The organism is Chitinophaga sedimenti (assembly GCF_023156195.1).
Classification (GTDB): Bacteria; Bacteroidota; Bacteroidia; order Chitinophagales; family Chitinophagaceae; genus Chitinophaga; species Chitinophaga sedimenti.
Genome location: NZ_JAKUKA010000001.1, coordinates 2731953 through 2750441, shown reverse-complemented (window position 1 = coordinate 2750441; position 18489 = coordinate 2731953). Strand labels below are relative to the sequence as shown.

The 18489-nt window shown below is 44.7% G+C and carries 15 protein-coding genes; all 15 read left to right on the top strand.

Annotation, left to right across the window (positions count from 1 at the left end):
- The first annotated feature begins 257 nt into the window (after positions 1–257).
- Positions 258–3410, top strand: a complete 3153-nt coding sequence (locus MKQ70_RS15655; RefSeq protein ID WP_248072394.1) for a sacsin N-terminal ATP-binding-like domain-containing protein — start codon at positions 258–260, stop codon at positions 3408–3410.
- 53 nt (positions 3411–3463) lie between these two features.
- Entirely contained in the window at positions 3464–5497 is a 2034-nt protein-coding gene (locus MKQ70_RS15650) for a hypothetical protein (protein WP_248072393.1), read from the top strand.
- 140 nt (positions 5498–5637) lie between these two features.
- On the top strand, positions 5638–6027 hold the full coding sequence (locus MKQ70_RS15645) for an AAA domain-containing protein (RefSeq protein ID WP_248072392.1): 390 nt from the start codon (positions 5638–5640) through the stop codon (positions 6025–6027).
- Between the two features lie 220 nt (positions 6028–6247).
- The gene (locus tag MKQ70_RS15640) at positions 6248–7201 is read left to right on the top strand and encodes a C-terminal helicase domain-containing protein (RefSeq protein WP_248072391.1); all 954 of its coding nucleotides are present in this window, start codon (positions 6248–6250) and stop codon (positions 7199–7201) included.
- 1131 nt (positions 7202–8332) lie between these two features.
- Entirely contained in the window at positions 8333–8956 is a 624-nt protein-coding gene (locus MKQ70_RS15635; protein ID WP_248072390.1) for a hypothetical protein, read from the top strand.
- Positions 8957–9319: 363 nt separating this feature from the next.
- Positions 9320–9859: an RNA polymerase sigma factor gene (locus MKQ70_RS15630; RefSeq protein ID WP_504909748.1), complete on the top strand. Its 540-nt coding sequence runs from the start codon at positions 9320–9322 to the stop codon at positions 9857–9859.
- Entirely contained in the window at positions 9808–9975 is a 168-nt protein-coding gene (locus MKQ70_RS42280; protein WP_372490118.1) for a sigma factor-like helix-turn-helix DNA-binding protein, read from the top strand. The genes MKQ70_RS15630 and MKQ70_RS42280 overlap by 52 nt, the downstream gene beginning before the upstream one ends.
- Positions 9976–10136: 161 nt before the next feature.
- Positions 10137–11291: a FecR family protein gene (locus MKQ70_RS15625; protein WP_248072388.1), complete on the top strand. Its 1155-nt coding sequence runs from the start codon at positions 10137–10139 to the stop codon at positions 11289–11291.
- 15 nt (positions 11292–11306) lie between these two features.
- The gene (locus tag MKQ70_RS15620) at positions 11307–11558 is read left to right on the top strand and encodes a hypothetical protein (protein ID WP_248072387.1); all 252 of its coding nucleotides are present in this window, start codon (positions 11307–11309) and stop codon (positions 11556–11558) included.
- Between the two features lie 110 nt (positions 11559–11668).
- Positions 11669–12094: a TlpA family protein disulfide reductase gene (locus MKQ70_RS15615; RefSeq protein ID WP_248072386.1), complete on the top strand. Its 426-nt coding sequence runs from the start codon at positions 11669–11671 to the stop codon at positions 12092–12094.
- Between the two features lie 491 nt (positions 12095–12585).
- Entirely contained in the window at positions 12586–13101 is a 516-nt protein-coding gene (locus tag MKQ70_RS41285; RefSeq protein ID WP_308199473.1) for an STN domain-containing protein, read from the top strand.
- A gap of 5 nt (positions 13102–13106) precedes the next feature.
- The gene (locus MKQ70_RS15605; protein WP_248072384.1) at positions 13107–15392 is read left to right on the top strand and encodes a SusC/RagA family TonB-linked outer membrane protein; all 2286 of its coding nucleotides are present in this window, start codon (positions 13107–13109) and stop codon (positions 15390–15392) included.
- A 124-nt stretch (positions 15393–15516) separates the two neighbouring features.
- Positions 15517–15768 carry a hypothetical protein gene (locus MKQ70_RS15600; protein ID WP_248072383.1) on the top strand — a complete coding sequence of 84 codons (252 nt, stop codon included), beginning with the start codon at positions 15517–15519 and terminating at the stop codon, positions 15766–15768.
- A gap of 145 nt (positions 15769–15913) precedes the next feature.
- A complete protein-coding gene (locus tag MKQ70_RS15595) occupies positions 15914–17395 on the top strand; it encodes a RagB/SusD family nutrient uptake outer membrane protein (RefSeq protein WP_248072382.1) in 1482 nt (493 codons plus the stop codon).
- A 52-nt stretch (positions 17396–17447) separates the two neighbouring features.
- Entirely contained in the window at positions 17448–18410 is a 963-nt protein-coding gene (locus MKQ70_RS15590; RefSeq protein WP_248072381.1) for a TlpA disulfide reductase family protein, read from the top strand.
- Positions 18411–18489: the final 79 nt, after the last annotated feature.

The following is an 18489-nucleotide window of genomic DNA, read 5'->3' as shown; positions in this document are numbered from 1 at the left end:
ATTAAACCACAGCAACCAGCTTCTCTCTAAAATTTAATGACATAGCCCCGGCCATTTTATACTCTTCCTTCTTAATTTATTAGGGTATCAAGTTGAAAGCTTGATTTTTTTACCTAAATTCGAAAAAACGCGTTATCGTAAGAGTAATGAATACTATATATCTGTCTCTTTATATTAATGCGACCGCTTCGTTCAGATAACCATCATCTTACTGATTTACCTATACTTTTCAATAAAAACAGGATTACTGTATTGCTATGAAAATTAAAGACATTCGTCAGTTTAGAACCCTATATAAGAGGGAAATCAGAGAAATAGATTCCACCAACAGAAATGAACATTATGTAGGCGTACGTAGGGACATAGAAGGCAGAAGTGAATATGGCTTCTTTGAAATTTATCATGGAGATAAGGAGGGGTTTAATGAAAGTGATGGTATTCGGGGATTTTTAGAAGGATTTTTGGACATGGCTAAAGATGGACAGGCTGTTTATGAATTTATGCAGAATGCTGTTGATGCCAAAAGTACCAGATTTTGTTTGTTTTGGGGAAAAGATGAAGAAGATGGTAATAATTACTTGATGGTACTAAATAACGGAGATATGTTTAGTATGGATGCGGTTCGATCCATATTGAATGTGGGGGTATCTACCAAGTCTTCAAATAATTTTACAATAGGAAAGTTTGGTATTGGATTTAAACTGGCACATCGACTGGTTGGACGCGAGAATGGACTAGATGAGCTCATACATCAAAACTATGGTCCTATTTTATTTAGTTGGCAAGATGGTGAAATTGCACAGTTGAAAAACCTGGTTGAAAACCCCGAAGTCTTGCCACATCCTCAGGAATATGAGGTGTACACTGATCTTGGGAAAAGGAAAGCAACTGTCAAATCAACTGACCCCTGGCTATTCAAGATTCTTATTACAAACTTTCCTTGCCATCCAGAGAATGACGTTCATGAGGAGGCGATTTATGATAGTCAATTCGTATGTACCAAAAATGCGTTTAGTAAACAGGAACTTAGAAAAATGGCTCAATGGATAACAAGGCATTACGACTTCATAGAAAATGATTTCAACCAAGGGTCGTTGTTTTTTATCAAGTTGGGACACGGTAAACAATCGCATCTGGAAGAAGAAAACCTTGAAGAAGGGGTGAAGTTCTCGCTGGCTATTTTGAATAAAATTGCCCAACATTCTCTCAATCATACTGGGCTAAATCTCGTTAACCTAAAGGGAAAAGAAATAGCACCTGTTGATTTGCATTTTGAGACATTTATTATAAGTAAGACCGCCGATCAGGAAGAATACAGAAAACTCCGTTTTGGAAAATCAACAGATCTGACAGAGATAGAGCTCTCCAAGGAGCAGACGGATAGTGATATTGAAATCCTGTTAGGTTATACTGATTATAGGGAAGGGAAGGAAGTTTTCTATAACGCCCCCAATTTTTATTTGTTCTTCCCGTTGAGCGAAGAGAAGCACAGGCTTAGGTTTATACTTCATTCCAATGCTTTTTACAAATCAGCATCAAGGACCTTTTTGCAGAAGGGGAGTGTGGGCGAAGAAGGCATAAATGAACGATTGTTTAGAGTCTTTGTCAAGAGACTGGCAGAAAGAATGTTGACATGGGCAGCCTCGCAGCAGGAGGAGGATCGAAGCAAATTTTTAATGGCTTATGCAAACCTGCTTTTATCGGATCCAAGTGACAACCCTGAAAGAGTATGGGTAAATGATCCATTGTATGTACCACTTTTAAAATTCATACAGGCGAATATTCCCGTTAAAGATATTGATACCGGAAGTTTTAAACTATCCACTTCAAATCAACAGGTGAAAATTAAGAAAACTAGCCTGCCTGTTGATGCTGAAGGATGGTTGGAAGAGACAATTAGTTGGTTTTACTGGGATGAAAAAGCTGACTATCTACTTTGTAAAGAAGCGATGTCTCCCACCAAATTGTTGTTGACCCCTTTTACAATTATTGACTTGTTGCAAGTCAAGGGAATATTCAATAGAATAAATGAATGGGCAAGAAGTGATGAAAATATACGCATTTTATTGGATGAGCTGAATAATAAGCTCATTGGTTACAGCGACAAAACTTCTAAGGCCGATATATTTAAAGAAAATATTTCCCATCTCAGGACCTGGAAGTTCGAGAATGGGGAGTATCTGACGCTGGATGAAATTGCAAATCCAGAAATACATGCTTTGCGCCTCCTCGCTTTCAACCAGATTGATGGATTAGTGCCTTATCTTCGGAAAGCAGGCTTTATAATAAGTGTTCTATCTCTTTCAGAATTTCCTGATTTATTCAAATATATTCAACCCAGAATAATAACGTATCTGAGAGATTACTCCTATTTGACGAAGTTGTTCAATAACAAATTTGTGACGGCCTCGTTTACAGTAGAAGAAAAGCATCAGATACTCGGGCTCGTAGAAAGGTTGGGAGAGGATCGCACAGTTAAAGATAGAATAGACAGGGTAAAACAACTGGCGCTTTATTGTAATCGTTCCGGGGAAGTTCAGCCATTTACTAGGTTGTTGAGTCATACGCCTATTACCTGGTTGCAGCCTTTTTCTGTAAAGGAAAGTGAGTTTACTACTGAGCTCAATAAGTATCTTTTAAATGATGATGGAGATATTTACAATAACATTATAAACCCGTTTTGGAATGTTATTATTCAGAATGTAGCGAATACAAGGGATATAAAAGTCAGTATATTTGAATACACACAAGGTGTTTTTAATAAAATACCGAAAGCGCTGACTCTTTCCGACAGCGCCATCATATCTGTTAACGGGACATTTGTCACAGTAGCTAGTCCCTATTGTTATTTAACAGATCTGGAGAGCAATTTTGACGAGACCGGGTACGATAATCTGAAGGCAATTACGTCCAGATTAAATGCATCCCCGCTGCCAGATTATGAATTTTTAAAGTATTATTCCAGTCCACCGTTCCTTATACCCGCAAAAAAGGGGAGTTATGATCCTGGAGAAGATGCTGTTAAATTGAGCGTTGAGGAAGCCGGTGCTTTCCTTCAACTTTGTAAGTTAGAAATGCCCGATGTATATAGTACGCTGTTGGTGTACGAAAATGAGGACGGAGAACTATTCATTGAGAAGAAAACAGCGGGTAGATTTTTAATTTATTCTGGCAATGCTAAGATCAATGATTATATCAAAGCATATTATTCTGAAATATTCCGCCATTTTCCTGCTGTGCTAAAGGATTTTTCGAATTCCATTCCACTTCAGGGAGGTAAATTAATTAACAGGCTAACCCATGAACGCGACATTAATAACGAGCGTCAGCTATCGGAGTTAATCGAACTGGCGATAGAATCAGGAATCGATTCAAGAGTATATTTAGTCAATCACATAAAAAAATTTTAATAGACCTGGACGGCCTGCTTTCTGGTGATACCTGTGGTGTCAGATATATTCAGTTGTTGCTTAGCCTCAATGATCAGAATAGCGCCCAGGAGTATGCAAAATCCAGTATCTCAGTAAAGAAGGGGGAAAACCTTATTATTTTGGATTCCTCGCATTTGCTTGGGCAAAATGACGTGATTTTTGAGGAGAAGCATAGTGAAAGAGTATTGCTATTGTCGGAAATTTTGCCTAATCCGGATTCCAGGGCAACCCAAATAATTAGTGAACTAGCGCGTGTTATTGCAGAATTGATCGGCAACGAACGCGATATAGTTGGAAACCTCTTAGGGTTAGGAGCCCCGCCTGACAAGCAATTTATCTACCAGCAGTTATTGGAGGAATATACTTCAACACCTTTGCTTAATGGTCAGCAACTGGCATTCCTGCTGTTATATGCCAACGTAAATGATACAGTTAATCCAGCACTTTTTTCAGTTAAGACTAAAGACGGCATTCGTCAGCTGCAAAATGTGGTCTTATATGCTCCTGACACCCCCAGCAGGTATTTACCTTTGCCGGCCATTTTAGCCGATAATTACGCAGCAGCTACCAGTATTTTAGCATTAACAGGGGGCCCGTTTAAGGCGACTGGTGAGGTAACAATTTCCTTTAAGCCTTATTTAGATAAGAGAAGATTTTTAATTCCGTGTGTTTCAGGACTAAAAGATGAGGCAGACTCAATTGCTTTAATGGAAGAGTTATATGCGCTGTGGGAAGAAGACCCGGAGATGTTTTCTTTCCTGGAGATGGAAGAAGGGAAAAGTTGGACAAACTTTCTACATTTTAACCCGGCTTTGGCCATTTATGGGTCGGATTTAGCACTGGAAGATGAAAGATTGCCGGAATTTGTCATACACTGGTTGCAGGATGAGGTAGAAGAAGGTAGACGAAGAAAACGGGTTGATTTTTTGAGAATTTTTGGTGTTTCTCTCAGTGGATCTGATATTGTGCGTATAAGAAAATATCTGCTAAACTTAGAGCAGACATTACCTGTACTTAACAATCTCCACGTTGGTGTTGTGAAAAATACGCTACTGTTTTTGCACAAAGAGCAGGTCTTATTCATGTTTAACAGCGATAGGGCTAATCTACTCCGGGATTTATATGGTAGGCTACCCGATAATGTAGTTTATAATAAGGATATACCAGTTCCTATAATTAGTAGTCAAAGAATATGTAGCATTGAACTCGCCTTTGTTGAGGCTGCTCCTGGAATTGACTTGGTACTTTGTAGTAGCTTGCTGGAGCTGCAATATCCCATTCATCAATTACCGGGTTCTCTAAAAAGCCCCATTGTATTTAGAGATTTGTTGAGGAAAACAGATGCGTTAAATCAACTGTTTCCTCTTGTGAATATTCAGTTTGATGTATTGAACGAAGCAGTTCTTGCTGCAGCAGGGATTGAATTGAGTACTGCCTATTATGCAGACTGGAAAGCATTGTTTCCCGATTTTCGAATTGTTGGTTATCCCGGAGGTGTCCCTTATACCCTTCAGTTTGAAGGAGGGAGTATCTTCGATTATGTAAAGGACAACATAATATTCTTTGAGAATAAAATAGTTGTGAACAACGAATTAAATGACAGGAATATGATTTCGAGAATTGAAGCAGAAATCAATTTGCCTGCAAATGCCATTAACAGATTGAAAGAGCTCTTCAATAAATATGACGAAAGTATACAGGATTTTTTAAAGCGGTTACAATCAAATAAGACATTAAGGGATGAATTCGAACGACTTAAGGAAAAAGAAAAAATAGAACAGAAGAAAAAAGAACTTGCAGATGGAATTAGTACTAATAGGGCTTACTCTATGAAATGGTTTATGGCGTTACTTGAGTTGATGGTGATGAGTGGTAGCACTAATCCCCTTGATAATGCCGCTGGAAATATTGTCTTTTCCAGGATCGAGTATAATCCCTCAGATTTACGCCTGATCACTCTTTGCGGACCATCTTCCTCCATTTCGCCGAATATAGATTTGTTCACAGACTTTGTCGCGATATTTAGTTATCGGGATGAATCAGGCGAAAAAGGCAAAAACATGTAAGAATAAGTGGGGTTAGTAAGAAAGGAAGCAAATTGGCTGTAGTTCCGAAGAATAGCGCTGATCTGGACGACATTCCATTGTCGCAGGTGACTGAAGTGAGTTTTACTTTCGTAAGGATACTTGATCTGATAAAAAGACTAATGAAAGCGTTTGGCGATCTGGGGTATGCTGACGACTATAATCTGAAAGAAGAGCTGAGTGAAAATATACAGTTTATTTTTGGGCCTCCGGGTACAGGTAAAACAACTGAGTTGTCGAAACGGATACTTGAAAAAATTCGTTCTGATAACAGTAAGTATATACTTGTACTTACTCCTACAAATACTGCCGCGGATGTATTGGTGAACAGTATATTAAATATGTGTAATCGGCAAGACTATCCTGATTCCTGGCTTGTTAGATTTGGCGCTTCTACGGACATGAATTTAGTAGATATGGAGTTGGTGTATGACGGCAATTTACTTAAGTTTCATCTGTATAATAAATGTGTAGTGGTCACTACCGTACAGCGTTTCCCGTATGAAAAATAATCACCGGGGAAACCCATGACGGTGAGATAAAGCAGTTGATGGCAGATATCCCCTGGGATACCATCATTTTTGATGAAGCCTCTATGGTGATGCTACCTGCAATCGTATATCCACTCTTTAAAAGAAAGTATATCCACTATGAAGGAGGGCCGCTGACTGATTTTATCATTGGTGGAGATCCTTTTCAGATCCCCCGATATATGATATATCGGATAGTGAATTGGGAGAAGAAAATGGACGGATTAAAGATGAAAACATTTATACTATGGTAGGACTACAATCATTTGACAGTGGAATACAAGCCAATATACCTAAGTATGGATCACTTTCCGGAGATAAAATACGCAATCTGACAACTCAATATCGTAGTATTGAGGCAATAGGAACGATTTTCAGCCGTTTTCTTTATGGAGATACACTGGAACATGGAAGAAAGAATAATATAGGAGGAGCGCCTGTGGCGCGGGCGTTGCCAGCTTATTTCTCGCAAATGGGATTTAGGCCCGTTACAATCGTTAAGTATCCGGTTAATAGAGAGGATGCTATCTATAGTCCCCATAAGCTAAATGAAAGCCCCTTTCATTTGTATTCAGCATTGTTGATCAATGAACTTATATTCAGATTTAGAAGAGAGGCAGTAGCTCCATGGAATGTGGGAATATTGTCACCATATAAAGCGCAGGCTAATCTAATTAATAAATTGTTGGAGGCGCATAGCGATAAATCGAAATTGGATATTCTTACTGATACCGTTCACGGGTTTCAGGGTGGAGAAAGAGAAATTGTATTTGCCTTGTTTAATCCGTCGTCACTGCGCGCTTCTTACAGCAGATTCTTTCAGAAGGAATTTATTATCAATGTAGCAGTCAGTAGAGCAAGAGATTATTTAGTATTGCTATTACCTGATCTTGATGAGGAAATGGCTAAATTACCACTGTTTCACTCAGCAGAATTTCCTGGACTGATGAACATTATTGATAGTTTGCCCGCTGATATGGTTGCACATATTGATGCCCGTGATTTGGAAGCCAAACTTATGGGTAGCAAAACATATTTTCAGGAAAATAGCTTCACGAATGTCCATCAAAATATTAATGTTTATGGCGATAGCTATAAGGATTATATTATAAGGCATAGTAGTTCGTCTTTGGACTTGCAGATTAAGAAAATATAGCTGGTAATGAAAGGTATTTGGTCACTATCTTATATACTGTGTAGATCATAAAAATCGGGATTTTGATCTCGATTTTTTGTATATACTGTTTTCTGAACGCAGAAGATTTTTTATCAGACGACTTTCTGAAGCAGTTTAAAACGGCTGGTCAGCTGAATAGTTCCCTGGCTGATTTTTTTATTGATCTTGCGGACGGTGGTCATTTTTATCTTTAATTTATACCAGTTTGTGCTTATTTAGCAAGGCTTTTCGTACCTTTGTACCGTTTACAAGTTCTTTCAAACTCCCACAAAGTAAGCTATTTCGCGAGTCTACAAAATCGTCTACAGCAGCTAATAAATCCTTGGAAAATAACGGTAAATAAGCCTTTGATATAGTCCCAGCGGAATCACAGAGGAAGCTCAAGCAAGAGCAAATAGAATAAAAAAATGCGTAAATGCAGTATTTACTTGGGTTTCTTGAGGGTAACTCCAAAAAGCAGAGCCGGGAGAATATTACTCTCCTTCCCATCGTCATGAAAATCATTTAGCGGTATAAGCACAACCCGGTTTGTCGGCGAACGGAACCCTGTTCCCCCGTGAGTGCGCAATCAGAAATTCAACGCTTTCTAACGGAAATTGCTATCATTTGCGGAATCAATAAGCATTTAATTTCCGCAGTAGGATGTGCCGATTAAGGCGGTGAGCTTAGGTAAGTCAATCCGGGCTAGGCAGATTTATGCGAAGGTGACGCAACGTTAACTCACCGATAATATGCTCCGTCTACGGAATAAACTATTTAATGAAACGAAAGACTTGAAGGAGCATAAGTTATAATGAAATAGTTAGTTATAAATTTTTCCAGTTTACGGATGCTATTTAGTAATAGCATTTATTCAGATTCAATTCAATTTTCTCTCTGTAGTGTCGTTACCGAACCCTCACCCAACCACCACTGAACCATCCAGCCTACCTATATCACATTACCCGATCATACAATTTTCTATCCTGACAAAATTGACTTTTTCAACCGAAAGGGATATGGCGAAACGCATTTTCGCCCCGCATCTTTGCGATAAATTGACTCTTTTTTGCGACAAAATGATACGGGCAACCGCAAATTTGACCCCCATCTTTGTATAAAACATCGCTTATGATCCAGCAAGGTTTTAACGCCATCTCCAGTGGTGCCAGCGGCCAGTTCGGTAAGCAGGTCGTTGTGTATTACCGCTATGGCAAACAGATTATAGCGAAGGCTCCGCGAAAGCGTCCCGGCAGAGGCACAGATGCCCAGGAGCGCACGAAAGCGAACTTCCGGGGTGGTGCGTTATGGTCCGCAAAAGTGCGGAAATCGGCTTTGTTGCATGCTACTTATAAGGCAGGCCTCCATGGCTCACTGAACGTACACAACCTGGCCATCGCGGACTTTCTGCAAGCGCCTGTGATACACGGTGTGGAGATCGGCGACGGCGGTATCGTCGTAACGGCTACGGATAATTTCAAAGTGGCCATGGTAACGGTGTGTTTGTACAGCCGCAACGGTGAACTGGTGGAGAGCGGCACGGCGGTACAGGAAGACGATGAGAGATGGCTGTTTGTTCCCGGTAAGAAGCAGTTGGATGGCTGTCGTGTGGTTGTTTCGGTGAAAGACCTGCCCGGCAATGAAACAGTAAGGGAAGTGGTGATGGAAGGTGAAAGCGTGATGTATCCGCCTGCCGTTAACGCGATGGTCGTTAGCGATAACATCGCTGCCGACCATCGGCATCATCCAGTGTAAGGAAAAAGACCGGATGATTAAATCGCATCCAACTGCAAGCTGGCATTACCGTCGGAAGATGATGTAAAGGCTGTGTTGGAGCAGGACGTTCGTTCACGAAAAGATTCCTGAACGTGCTGTAGTTAGTTCTTTGACATATTGGTTAAAAAAAAAAAAGGTGGGCGTTGTCTTTCTATCTAATATATAGAGGGGGAGCCGCTAGTCCTGTTCTTTGCACTCCGGAGTATGAAGGGAGGACGGCGGCTGCCCTTTATTTTTAAGGGAACACGGCATTGACCTTACGCGATTTCTATCAAAATAGCTACGCAATAATTTGCCGGAGCTGGTCGATTTGCGAAATGGTACACTATCGCGCTCCAACATATGGTTAATCGCAAAATATGTTTATCATTGTCGGCGAATTTGTACATTTATTCGAAATCAAAATCTATGGGCATTTCCCCGGTGTATAGTGAAAGGGAATTATTAGAGAGGGTTGCTGGACGTGATCAGCAGGCCTTCCGCATCGTTTATAATACCTATGGGAAGAAGGTTTATACTTATGCCTTACAGTTACTGCATTCCGAGTTTGAAGCAGAAGAAATGGTGCAGGATGTTTTCTTAAAAATCTGGTTGATGGGCGACCGTATACGGGAGATTAGCAGCCTGGAGGCCTATCTAAGAACGCTGACAAAACACCGGTCTTTAAACGCCCTGCGACGGATGGCGCTGGATGGGAGAATTGAAAAAGCGCTGGGCAGGGAGTGGCGGGAGGAAAATAGTGATTTAGCGGAAGAAATGCTGATCAAGGATATTCGTGGCGTGTTAAACCGGGCCATTGAAGCCCTGCCCAAACAGCAAAAGAGGTTTATATTTTATGCCAGCAACAGGGCCTTAAATATGAAGAGGCTGCCGAACGTTTGAATATATCTCCCTTAACCGTGCAAACGCACGTAAAACGTGCACTAAAATCGGTAAGGACCTATGTTAAATCGCATACAGACATAGCTGTTATTTTGGTTATTTTAAAGTTGATGTAAGCCGTTTTTAGCACCTCTGCCAGCACAACCATATCCGGCTATTACCTACCAGCACCTTTATTTTCCGGCTTTTTATAAAAAATTTGTGGAGCGTGTACCCCGAACCCGCACGCGCGGGTGTCTATCATTGAAACGGGTCACTTAGACTTACATTTACCTACATGGATACAAATAGAATTAAGTCGCTATACCGGTTATACCTGGATAAAAACATGCGTCCTGAAGAGTTGGAGGAGTTCCGCCAGGTGATCCCGGATACCGAGAAGGAAGCGGACCTGGACCAGGGGATGGACGATCATTGGAATGGCCTGGCAGACGACGCATTGACGTTTTTGCCAGGGGACAGGGCCGAAGCGGTATTCGACCGTATTGTTAGTCAGCCTTCGCTGCCCGCAAAACGTACCAGGTACTGGCCACATGTGGCCGTTGCCGCTGCGGTTGCAGGGGTAATAGCCATCGGCGTTTCTCTTTATACCGGTAAGCGATCAGCTGCCCCGGAAAATCCGGTTCAAATTACGGCGGGAACGACCGGCGCTACGCTCACCTTATCCAATGGTAAGAAAATTAAGTTGTCTGAAGCCACCAGCGGCCAATTGGCTGCCGAGGCGGGCGTTGTGATCAGTAAGTCCCCGGGCGGGCAATTGATATATGAAATTAAAGGGCAGAAGGGCCAGCCCGGCGGTGTAAATAAGTTGTCTACGGCTCGCGGCGAAACGTATCAAATCTATCTTCCGGACGATACGCACGCCTGGCTGAACTCGGCTTCCAGCCTGGTTTATACGTTAGACCTGACCAGCAATGGTAAGCGGGTGGTACAACTGGAGGGCGAGGCCTATTTTGAAGTAGCGAAGGAGCATGCACGTCCTTTTATGGTACAAAGCAAAGGGCAGGAAATTGAGGTGTTAGGTACACAGTTCAATGTTAACGCTTATGCCGACGAACCGGTAGTCACTACCACATTGGTGGAAGGCGCCGTGAATGTGAGCGCGGGAGGAATAAAGCGGCGGATTAGTCCCGGTGAACAGGCGCTGAATAGGGATGGGCAGGTTGTAGTACAAAAAGTGGATGTAGACAATGTAATCGACTGGAAGAATGGTGATTTTGCCTTGAATGGTATTGAGTTCAAAACAGCCATGCGAAAAATTGCCAGGTGGTATGATATGGAAATCGTGTATGACAATACTGTTCCGGATAACCTGGAATCGGGAGGCTGGATCTCCCGCCAGCAACCACTCGCTGCGGTGCTCAAGTCGATTGAATCTTCTGGTATGGTAAAGTTCCGGGTAGAAGGCCGGAAAATTTATGTAACGCAATAATTTGAAATGAAACTGTTGAAGCTATTCATATTTTTCAGCTGCCTGTCGCTTTCAGCGATAGCGCAAAATGGGCACCCCGTATCCTGGCAGTTCAGCACGGAGGAAATAGCCCCGCTTACGTATCGGTTAAACATGCACGCTACTATAACATCGCCCTATCACATTTATTCCCAGCAGGGCGGGGGCGGGATGGGGCTGCCCACCGAGATTATTTTTGCCCCGCAAAGTAATGTAACGTTTATCGACAATATCCGGGAAAAGGAGTAGACCAGAAGGACGGTGAAACGCCCGGACATTTCGCCAAAGGCGTCACGTTCGCCCAAACCATCAGGCTGAAAGCAGCACAGCCCACCTCACTTTCCTTTACCATCAAATATATGGCCTGTACCAACCAGATGTGCCTGCCGCCTTCCAAAAAGGAATTCACTGTAGCCATTAATCATAGAGGAGATGTTAGCATGTCGACTAATGGTGCGGCGCCCGTGGACAGCGCTAATTCCAGTAAAAAGGCGGTTGTTTATGAAGCCTTTTCCATGGCAGGTATTGATGGCAAAACAATTGCCGCCGGCGACGTGGTGGCAAAGGCCCGCTACACTTTCATCGACTTTTGGGCCAGTTGGTGTGCCCCCTGCCGTAAACAGGCGCGCGAGCTGCTGCCAGTTTATGATAAGTATAAAAGTAAGGGCTTCGCGGTTATTGGAGTTTCACTGGATACGGATGCCGCTGCCTGGAAAAAAGCCATTTTGGCCGATGGTTATACCTGGACCAATGTATGCGACTTAAAGGGGTTTGAATCCCCGTAAGTAAAAAAATACAATATCACTGCTGTACCTAGAAATTTACTGATTGACCGCGATGGTCAGGTTATTGCCACTGATTTGCACGGGCAGGACCTGGAAGCAATGATCGCCAAACTGTTTGAGTAGAATATCTGAACTATCAACCAATTTCAATCAACCAAATATGAACAAGAAGCCGTTTTAAAAAAGACCCCGACAAAGCGGGGCCGTAGTCTGGAATCAACCGAAATCAATTACAGCAAGCTGCCCGTCGAAAAGCGCATTGCTGTGTTAAAACCAAACTAAACAAATGTATAGATTTTTTAACAGACGCCGGGGCTGGCGCTACCCCCTGGGCGCTAAAATCGTATTCGCTATGCGATTAACTACCCTACTATTGATAGCCTCTATCATGCAGGTCAGTGCTGCTTGCTTTGCACAGCAGATTTCGATCAACCAAAAAAATGTGTCTATAGAATCGGTGTTAAAGGCCATTCGAAAGCAAAGCCAGTTAGATTTTTTTCTATGACGGGAAAATTATTCCCAAAGACAAATTCATTGATGTGGACCTGAAGAATGCCAATATCGATGAGGCCCTTAGGTCTGTACTGGAAGGTTCATCTTTGACTTACACGATCGATGGAAAAATAGTGACGATTAAAAAGAAACCCAAACCAAAGGCGGTCGACAATAATGTAGTCGCTGCCGAGCTGATCGATGTTCGCGGAAAGGTAGTGGGGGAAGATGGGGAACCTTTACCTGGTGCTTCCATCTTTGTTAAAGATTCGAAAATAGCCACTACTACTAACGACAAGGGCGAGTTTATACTGCGAAATGTGGAAGACAAGGCCGTGATACTGGTGGGGTACGTTGGTTACCAGCCGGAAGAACTGGCGGTTGAACGCGACCTGGGCACGATAAAGCTGGTCCGGGTAACAGGAAAACTGCAGGAAGTGGAAGTTACATTCAATACAGGATATGAGAGAATTGACCGGTCGCGTAGCGCCGGGTCTTTTCCAAGCCTGATCTGAAAATAATGCGCAACCGCACAACCAGCACGAATGTGCTTTCCCGGTTGGAAGGACTGATTCCCGGTTTGTCGAGTGGCAGCGGTGGACAGGATGGCGGAATGGTTATCCGCGGCTCTACTTCTATTAACGCCGCCACGGAGCCACTGGTCGTTGTGGACGGGGTGGAGGTGCCAAGCATTGGTAATGTGAACATGCAGGACGTGGAAGACATCACCGTATTGAAGGATGCAACTTCGGTTTCCATCTGGGGCGCCAAAGCAGCCAATGGCGTAATCGTAATAACGACCAAACGCGGTAAAACCGGTGAGCGTTTAAGCGTAGCATATGACGGCTATTACGCATTCAACGGTCGTCCCCGGCGCGACTATTTGCCCGTATGGAAAAGTGCGGACTACATTAACAGCGAGCGGGAGATATTTCCGCTGGAAGCATCAGGCACCACTTATGCCGCCGCGAATGTGAACGGGCTTACGCCTCATAAACAAGTGCTCTGGGACCAGCAGCGGGGTTTATTGACCGCGGCGCAGGCCCAGGGTAAATTGGACAGCTTGTCCGGAATTGACAACTGGAGCCAGCTGGATGATTTTTTCGTGCGTTCCGCTGCTGAATATAATCAAACCATTTCGGTGTCTGGCGGTGGTAAGGCACACTCTTTCTACGGCTCGCTTAATCATGTGGGAACCAGGAGCAATGTTCCCGGTGAAAAGCAAAATCAGTACAAGGTAAATTTTCGTAACGACGTGGTGTTGGGTAAGCGGGTGAGCCTTTACGTCAACTCCGACCTTACTAATATTGTCAGCAGCGCCAAAGGTTCGGGCGGAAGTGGCGCGCCGCGCTACCAGCTTTACCAGGATGCTGATGGTCGCCCGATTGATATCAACTACATTGCCCCATGGGGTGTTTTCCTGCAACCGAATGATGTTAAGCGGTTGGATTACCAGGCACGCAGCCGGGTGAACCTGGATTATAATCCGCTGTTGGAACTCGGCCGACGGAACTTCCGGGGTAATCTGCTGGCTGCAAGGCTTGTGGGAGGAGGAACGATCGACATCCTGGACGGTCTGAAGTTTACCGGTACGTATGGTTACAATATTGTTTCCGTCAATGACAGGGAAGTGCTGGATGAGTCCAACTGGATCGTGCGGCGCGATTTGATGATGTACACTGCCGCCCCAACGCTGGCATCAACACCGGTTTATTATTTACCCCAATTAGGTGGCAGGTTGAACACGGAAAACTCGCTGGACAAAAGCTGGACGATCAGAAACCAGTTGTCTTACGCCAAACAGTTTGAAGATCACTGGTTGAGCATTATGGCTGGCCAGGAAGCCACCCATAGCCAGACCATGAACAATACCTCCGCGTACTATGGCTGGGATGACCAGCTGCAGGTGTCGCGCCGTGTAGACTTTGCCAGGCTGTCGCAGGGCTTTACAGGTGTTGCCGGCCCCACCGGTACGGCCGGGCTGCCCAATAACCTGGGTGGTGGGGAAGGCCGTGCCAGCCGCAGAACGTCCTACTTCTCAACGGCTGGTTACACTTATAAGTCCCGCTATACATTAAATGCAAGCTGGCGAATAGACCAGAGCAATCTTTTCGGACTGGACAAGTCGGCTCAGAACCGGCCGGTGTACAGTGTAGGCGGTAAGTGGGCTTTAGGCTGGGAGGAATTTATGAAAGGGATAAAAGGTTTGGACAGGCTGGATATCCGCTTCAGCTACGGAATTACCGGTAACGCGCCGATTGTTGGACAGGCGGCTTCGTTCGATATTCTTGAAGCCGAGGAAGATCAAAGCGCGGTAACAGGTGCCGGATTGATCCTTACCACTCCCGCCAACGATAAGTTAACCTGGGAAAGAACCAGGGTATATAACGCCGGGATAGACTTTGGTTTGCTCAACAACCGGCTCACCGGTGCAATTGACGCATACGTGAAGAATACTTCGGATTTGATTGGTACACTGTTTACCTCACCGCTCGCGGGCTACCCGAGCGTGATAGGTAACTTCGGTGATCTTCAAAATAAAGGAGTGGACGTGATGCTGAATACTGTGAATGTTCGTACGAACAATTTTCAGTGGGCAACCAGCCTGGTAATCGGGTACAACCGTAACAAACTCACCAAACTGAATATGAACGCGCCAACCACCGGCGAAGGAAAGGTGGCGGCGACGATGATGCTTGACCGTCCTTTGCATTTGTTATTCTCCTATAACTACGCAGGTTTAGATGCGGATGGTACCCCCAGGCCAGGCGTGCCGACGGAACACTTACGTCGGAGCCTAATGTGACTTCGCCGGAAGATGTTGTCTACAGCGGACTTACGCAGGCCCCTGGAATGGTGGCCTGTCGAACAATTTCCAGTATCAAAACTTCAACCTGTCTGTAAATATTGTTTACAGCCTGGGTTATAAGATGCGTGATCCATTGAACGGTATTAATCCGGAAAATCCTGAGTTTAACGACCGCTGGAGGAAAACCGGGGATGAAAGCCGCACGGATATTCCCAAGTATGTATTCCTGGCTTCAGAAAACGCCAGCCGCTTTTTGGGTTATTACACCAACGCACACACGCGGGTTTTAAATGCTTCCTATGCTAAAATAAGGGATATCAGTTTGGCCTATGACCTGCCCAGGCTTTTAGTAAGTAAGGTGAATGCCAGGTAGTAACGTTTCGCTTTAACGTATCCAATTTGCTGATCTGGACCGCTAACGACCGCTTTTATGATCCGGAAAACGGCTCCGCCCGTTCCAGGCCGGCACAAGGTACTATTTCGTTAGGCGCACATGTTACATTTTAATTATTACCATTATGATGACGAATAAAAGATACTTCCTTTACGCAGTGCTGGTGATAGGGCTTGTAGCCCAGGTTTCCTGTAAAAAGGAATTTTTAGAGATTGTACCCAAAGGGCAGCAGATTGCCAGCACGACCAAAGACTACCGTCAAATATTGAATACGAATTACCTGATGCAGAGCACTGCCGGGGTGTATATGGGGGATGAGATCATTGCGTTTCAACCTTTTTTTAACGAGCACAGGCTACGGGTACAACGCCTTTTTAAATATGCCGACCGGATTTATGAGGCAGATGGCTTGCCCGATGAGCTGAGTGATGAAACAGGGTATATCCGGAAGTTGTACTTGTTTAACAAGATCATCAATGAAGTGATGGACTCGAAGGGCGGCGCCGAAACAGAAAAGAAAGCCATCCTGGCCGAAGCGAAAGCTGGTAGGGCCGTTTGCAATTTTATGTTCCTTACGGACTTTTCTACGCCCTACAATCCCGCCACGGCCAATAGCGAGTTGGGTATTCCCGAACTGACGCAAGCCGACGTTACCCTCACCAACTTTAAAAGGTTAACGAAAAAGGAGAATTACGAGTCGATCATAAAAGACCTGACAGCAGCTATCCCTGATTTAGGGCCGCTGGAACATCGGCGGAAAATTTCCAGGCTGGCAGCACAATTTTACCTGGCCCGCATTTATATGGCCATGCAGAATTTTACAGCGGCAAAGCAACAACTGGACGACGCTTTTGCGGAAATACCCAGGGCAAACATACCGCTGGCATTATACGATTACAATAAGGTACTGGACCCTGATTCACCGGAAACCTGGTTTCCTATGCTGATCGGCGCCTTCCTGATTGGTACGCCGTTACCTGCAGAAAATACGCAGACGATATACGGTATTGACGTAAGTGCCATGTCCTACGTGGGCGGTAACGCGAATGTTTTTCTGATGTCGCCGCACACTGTTTCCTTGTTTGATCCGCAGGATAAACGCCCAAACATGTATGATTCTTTAGAATTTAACGGGGCTGCTGTTTTCCCACTGGGTATGAAGCATCCGATCGGGTTCATTACGCCTGTAGGTCCTTCCCTGCCGGATTTGTATCTGATGCGGGCCGAATGCAGGGCGCGCGACAATGATCTCGCCGGCGCCATATCCGATATCGAATTTCTCCGGGCGAAACGCACCGGCGCACCCGCTGTACCAGCGGCAGCTGCCGCCAACCGGGAGGCGTTAGTCAGGTACATACTGGACGAGCGCATTCGTGAATACACCTTTACCGGCCTGCGCTGGCTAGATATGCGCCGATTGTCTGTGGATCCCGTTTATGGTAACCACGTTCGGTACACCCATGAAGTACGCAGTTATGTGGATACTAATAACGATGGTATTCCCGGCGACGTTGTAGAGACCTATCAGCTGGACCCTAAACGGTTTGCGCTGAAGTTTGGCGAACGCATGCTGCGGGAAAGCAAGGGACTGGAGGAAAATCCATAATTGTAGCGAATACTATCGAATAGCCGCGATTCATCACCAGAAAAATACAACCATGAAAAGACTGGAAACATTAGCCATAGCATTAGTTATACCGGCACTGGGCCTGGCGCAGACAAAGTACAATATAAGGGGATCAGTACCAACCGGGCATAAAGCCACCCTCGCCGTAATGTCTTATCCAAAAGATGACAAGGGCGGGGAATACAAGGCGGATACCGCCGCCATCGTGAATGGGAAGTTCCAGTTCAAAGGAACGATCGGACGCCCGCAATTGGCAGAGTTGAATTTAATTGTTCCGCGGCCTGCTGGCGACAAAAGTCGTAGCAGGCAGGGAGAAGAGGGGAGCAACAATATGAAAAATGTTGGCTTGTTTTACCTGGAGGAAACGATTGATGTGATTTTTGACACCGCAGGCATGGCAGCTTACCGCGGCGGCGGCAAGGAGCAGGAAGCATGGCAATTTTATGCTAAAGAAGCTGTTGAAAGAAGTAAGGCGCCGAACGCCGACGCCGGTATGGGCCTTTACGAGCAGTTGGTGTCCGATATGGTGAAGCGTTATCCGGATGCCTACGTTAGCGTAGACCTGATGGACCTGTTTACGCAAAGCGCCATTCAACCACAACTGGTGGGCCCCATGTACAATACATTAAGTAAAAGAATGCAGCAGTCCGAAAAGGTAGTGCGCTGGAAGCCACGGCTGGACCGCGCAATCCAGGCGGCATCCGGTACGATGACCGCGCCGGACTTTACCATGAATGATGTAGACGGTAAGCCGGTATCACTGTCTGCCTACAAGGGCGGCTACGTGTTGGTGGATTTTTGGGCAAGCTGGTGTGTACCTTGCCGTGCTGAGAATCCCAATGTGCTGGCCGCCTATGAGAAGTTTAAAGACAAAGGCTTCAAGGTGCTGGGCGTTTCGCTGGACGAGAAAAAAGACCGTTGGTTAAAAGCTATTGCAGAAGATAAACTTCCTGGAAACAGCTTTGTGACTTTAAAGCGTCGCAAAGCGAGGTGAATAAGTTGTATGACATTTCTTCTATTCCTGCGAATGTACTCGTGGATCCAAACGGTAAAATAGTGGGTAAGGATTTAAG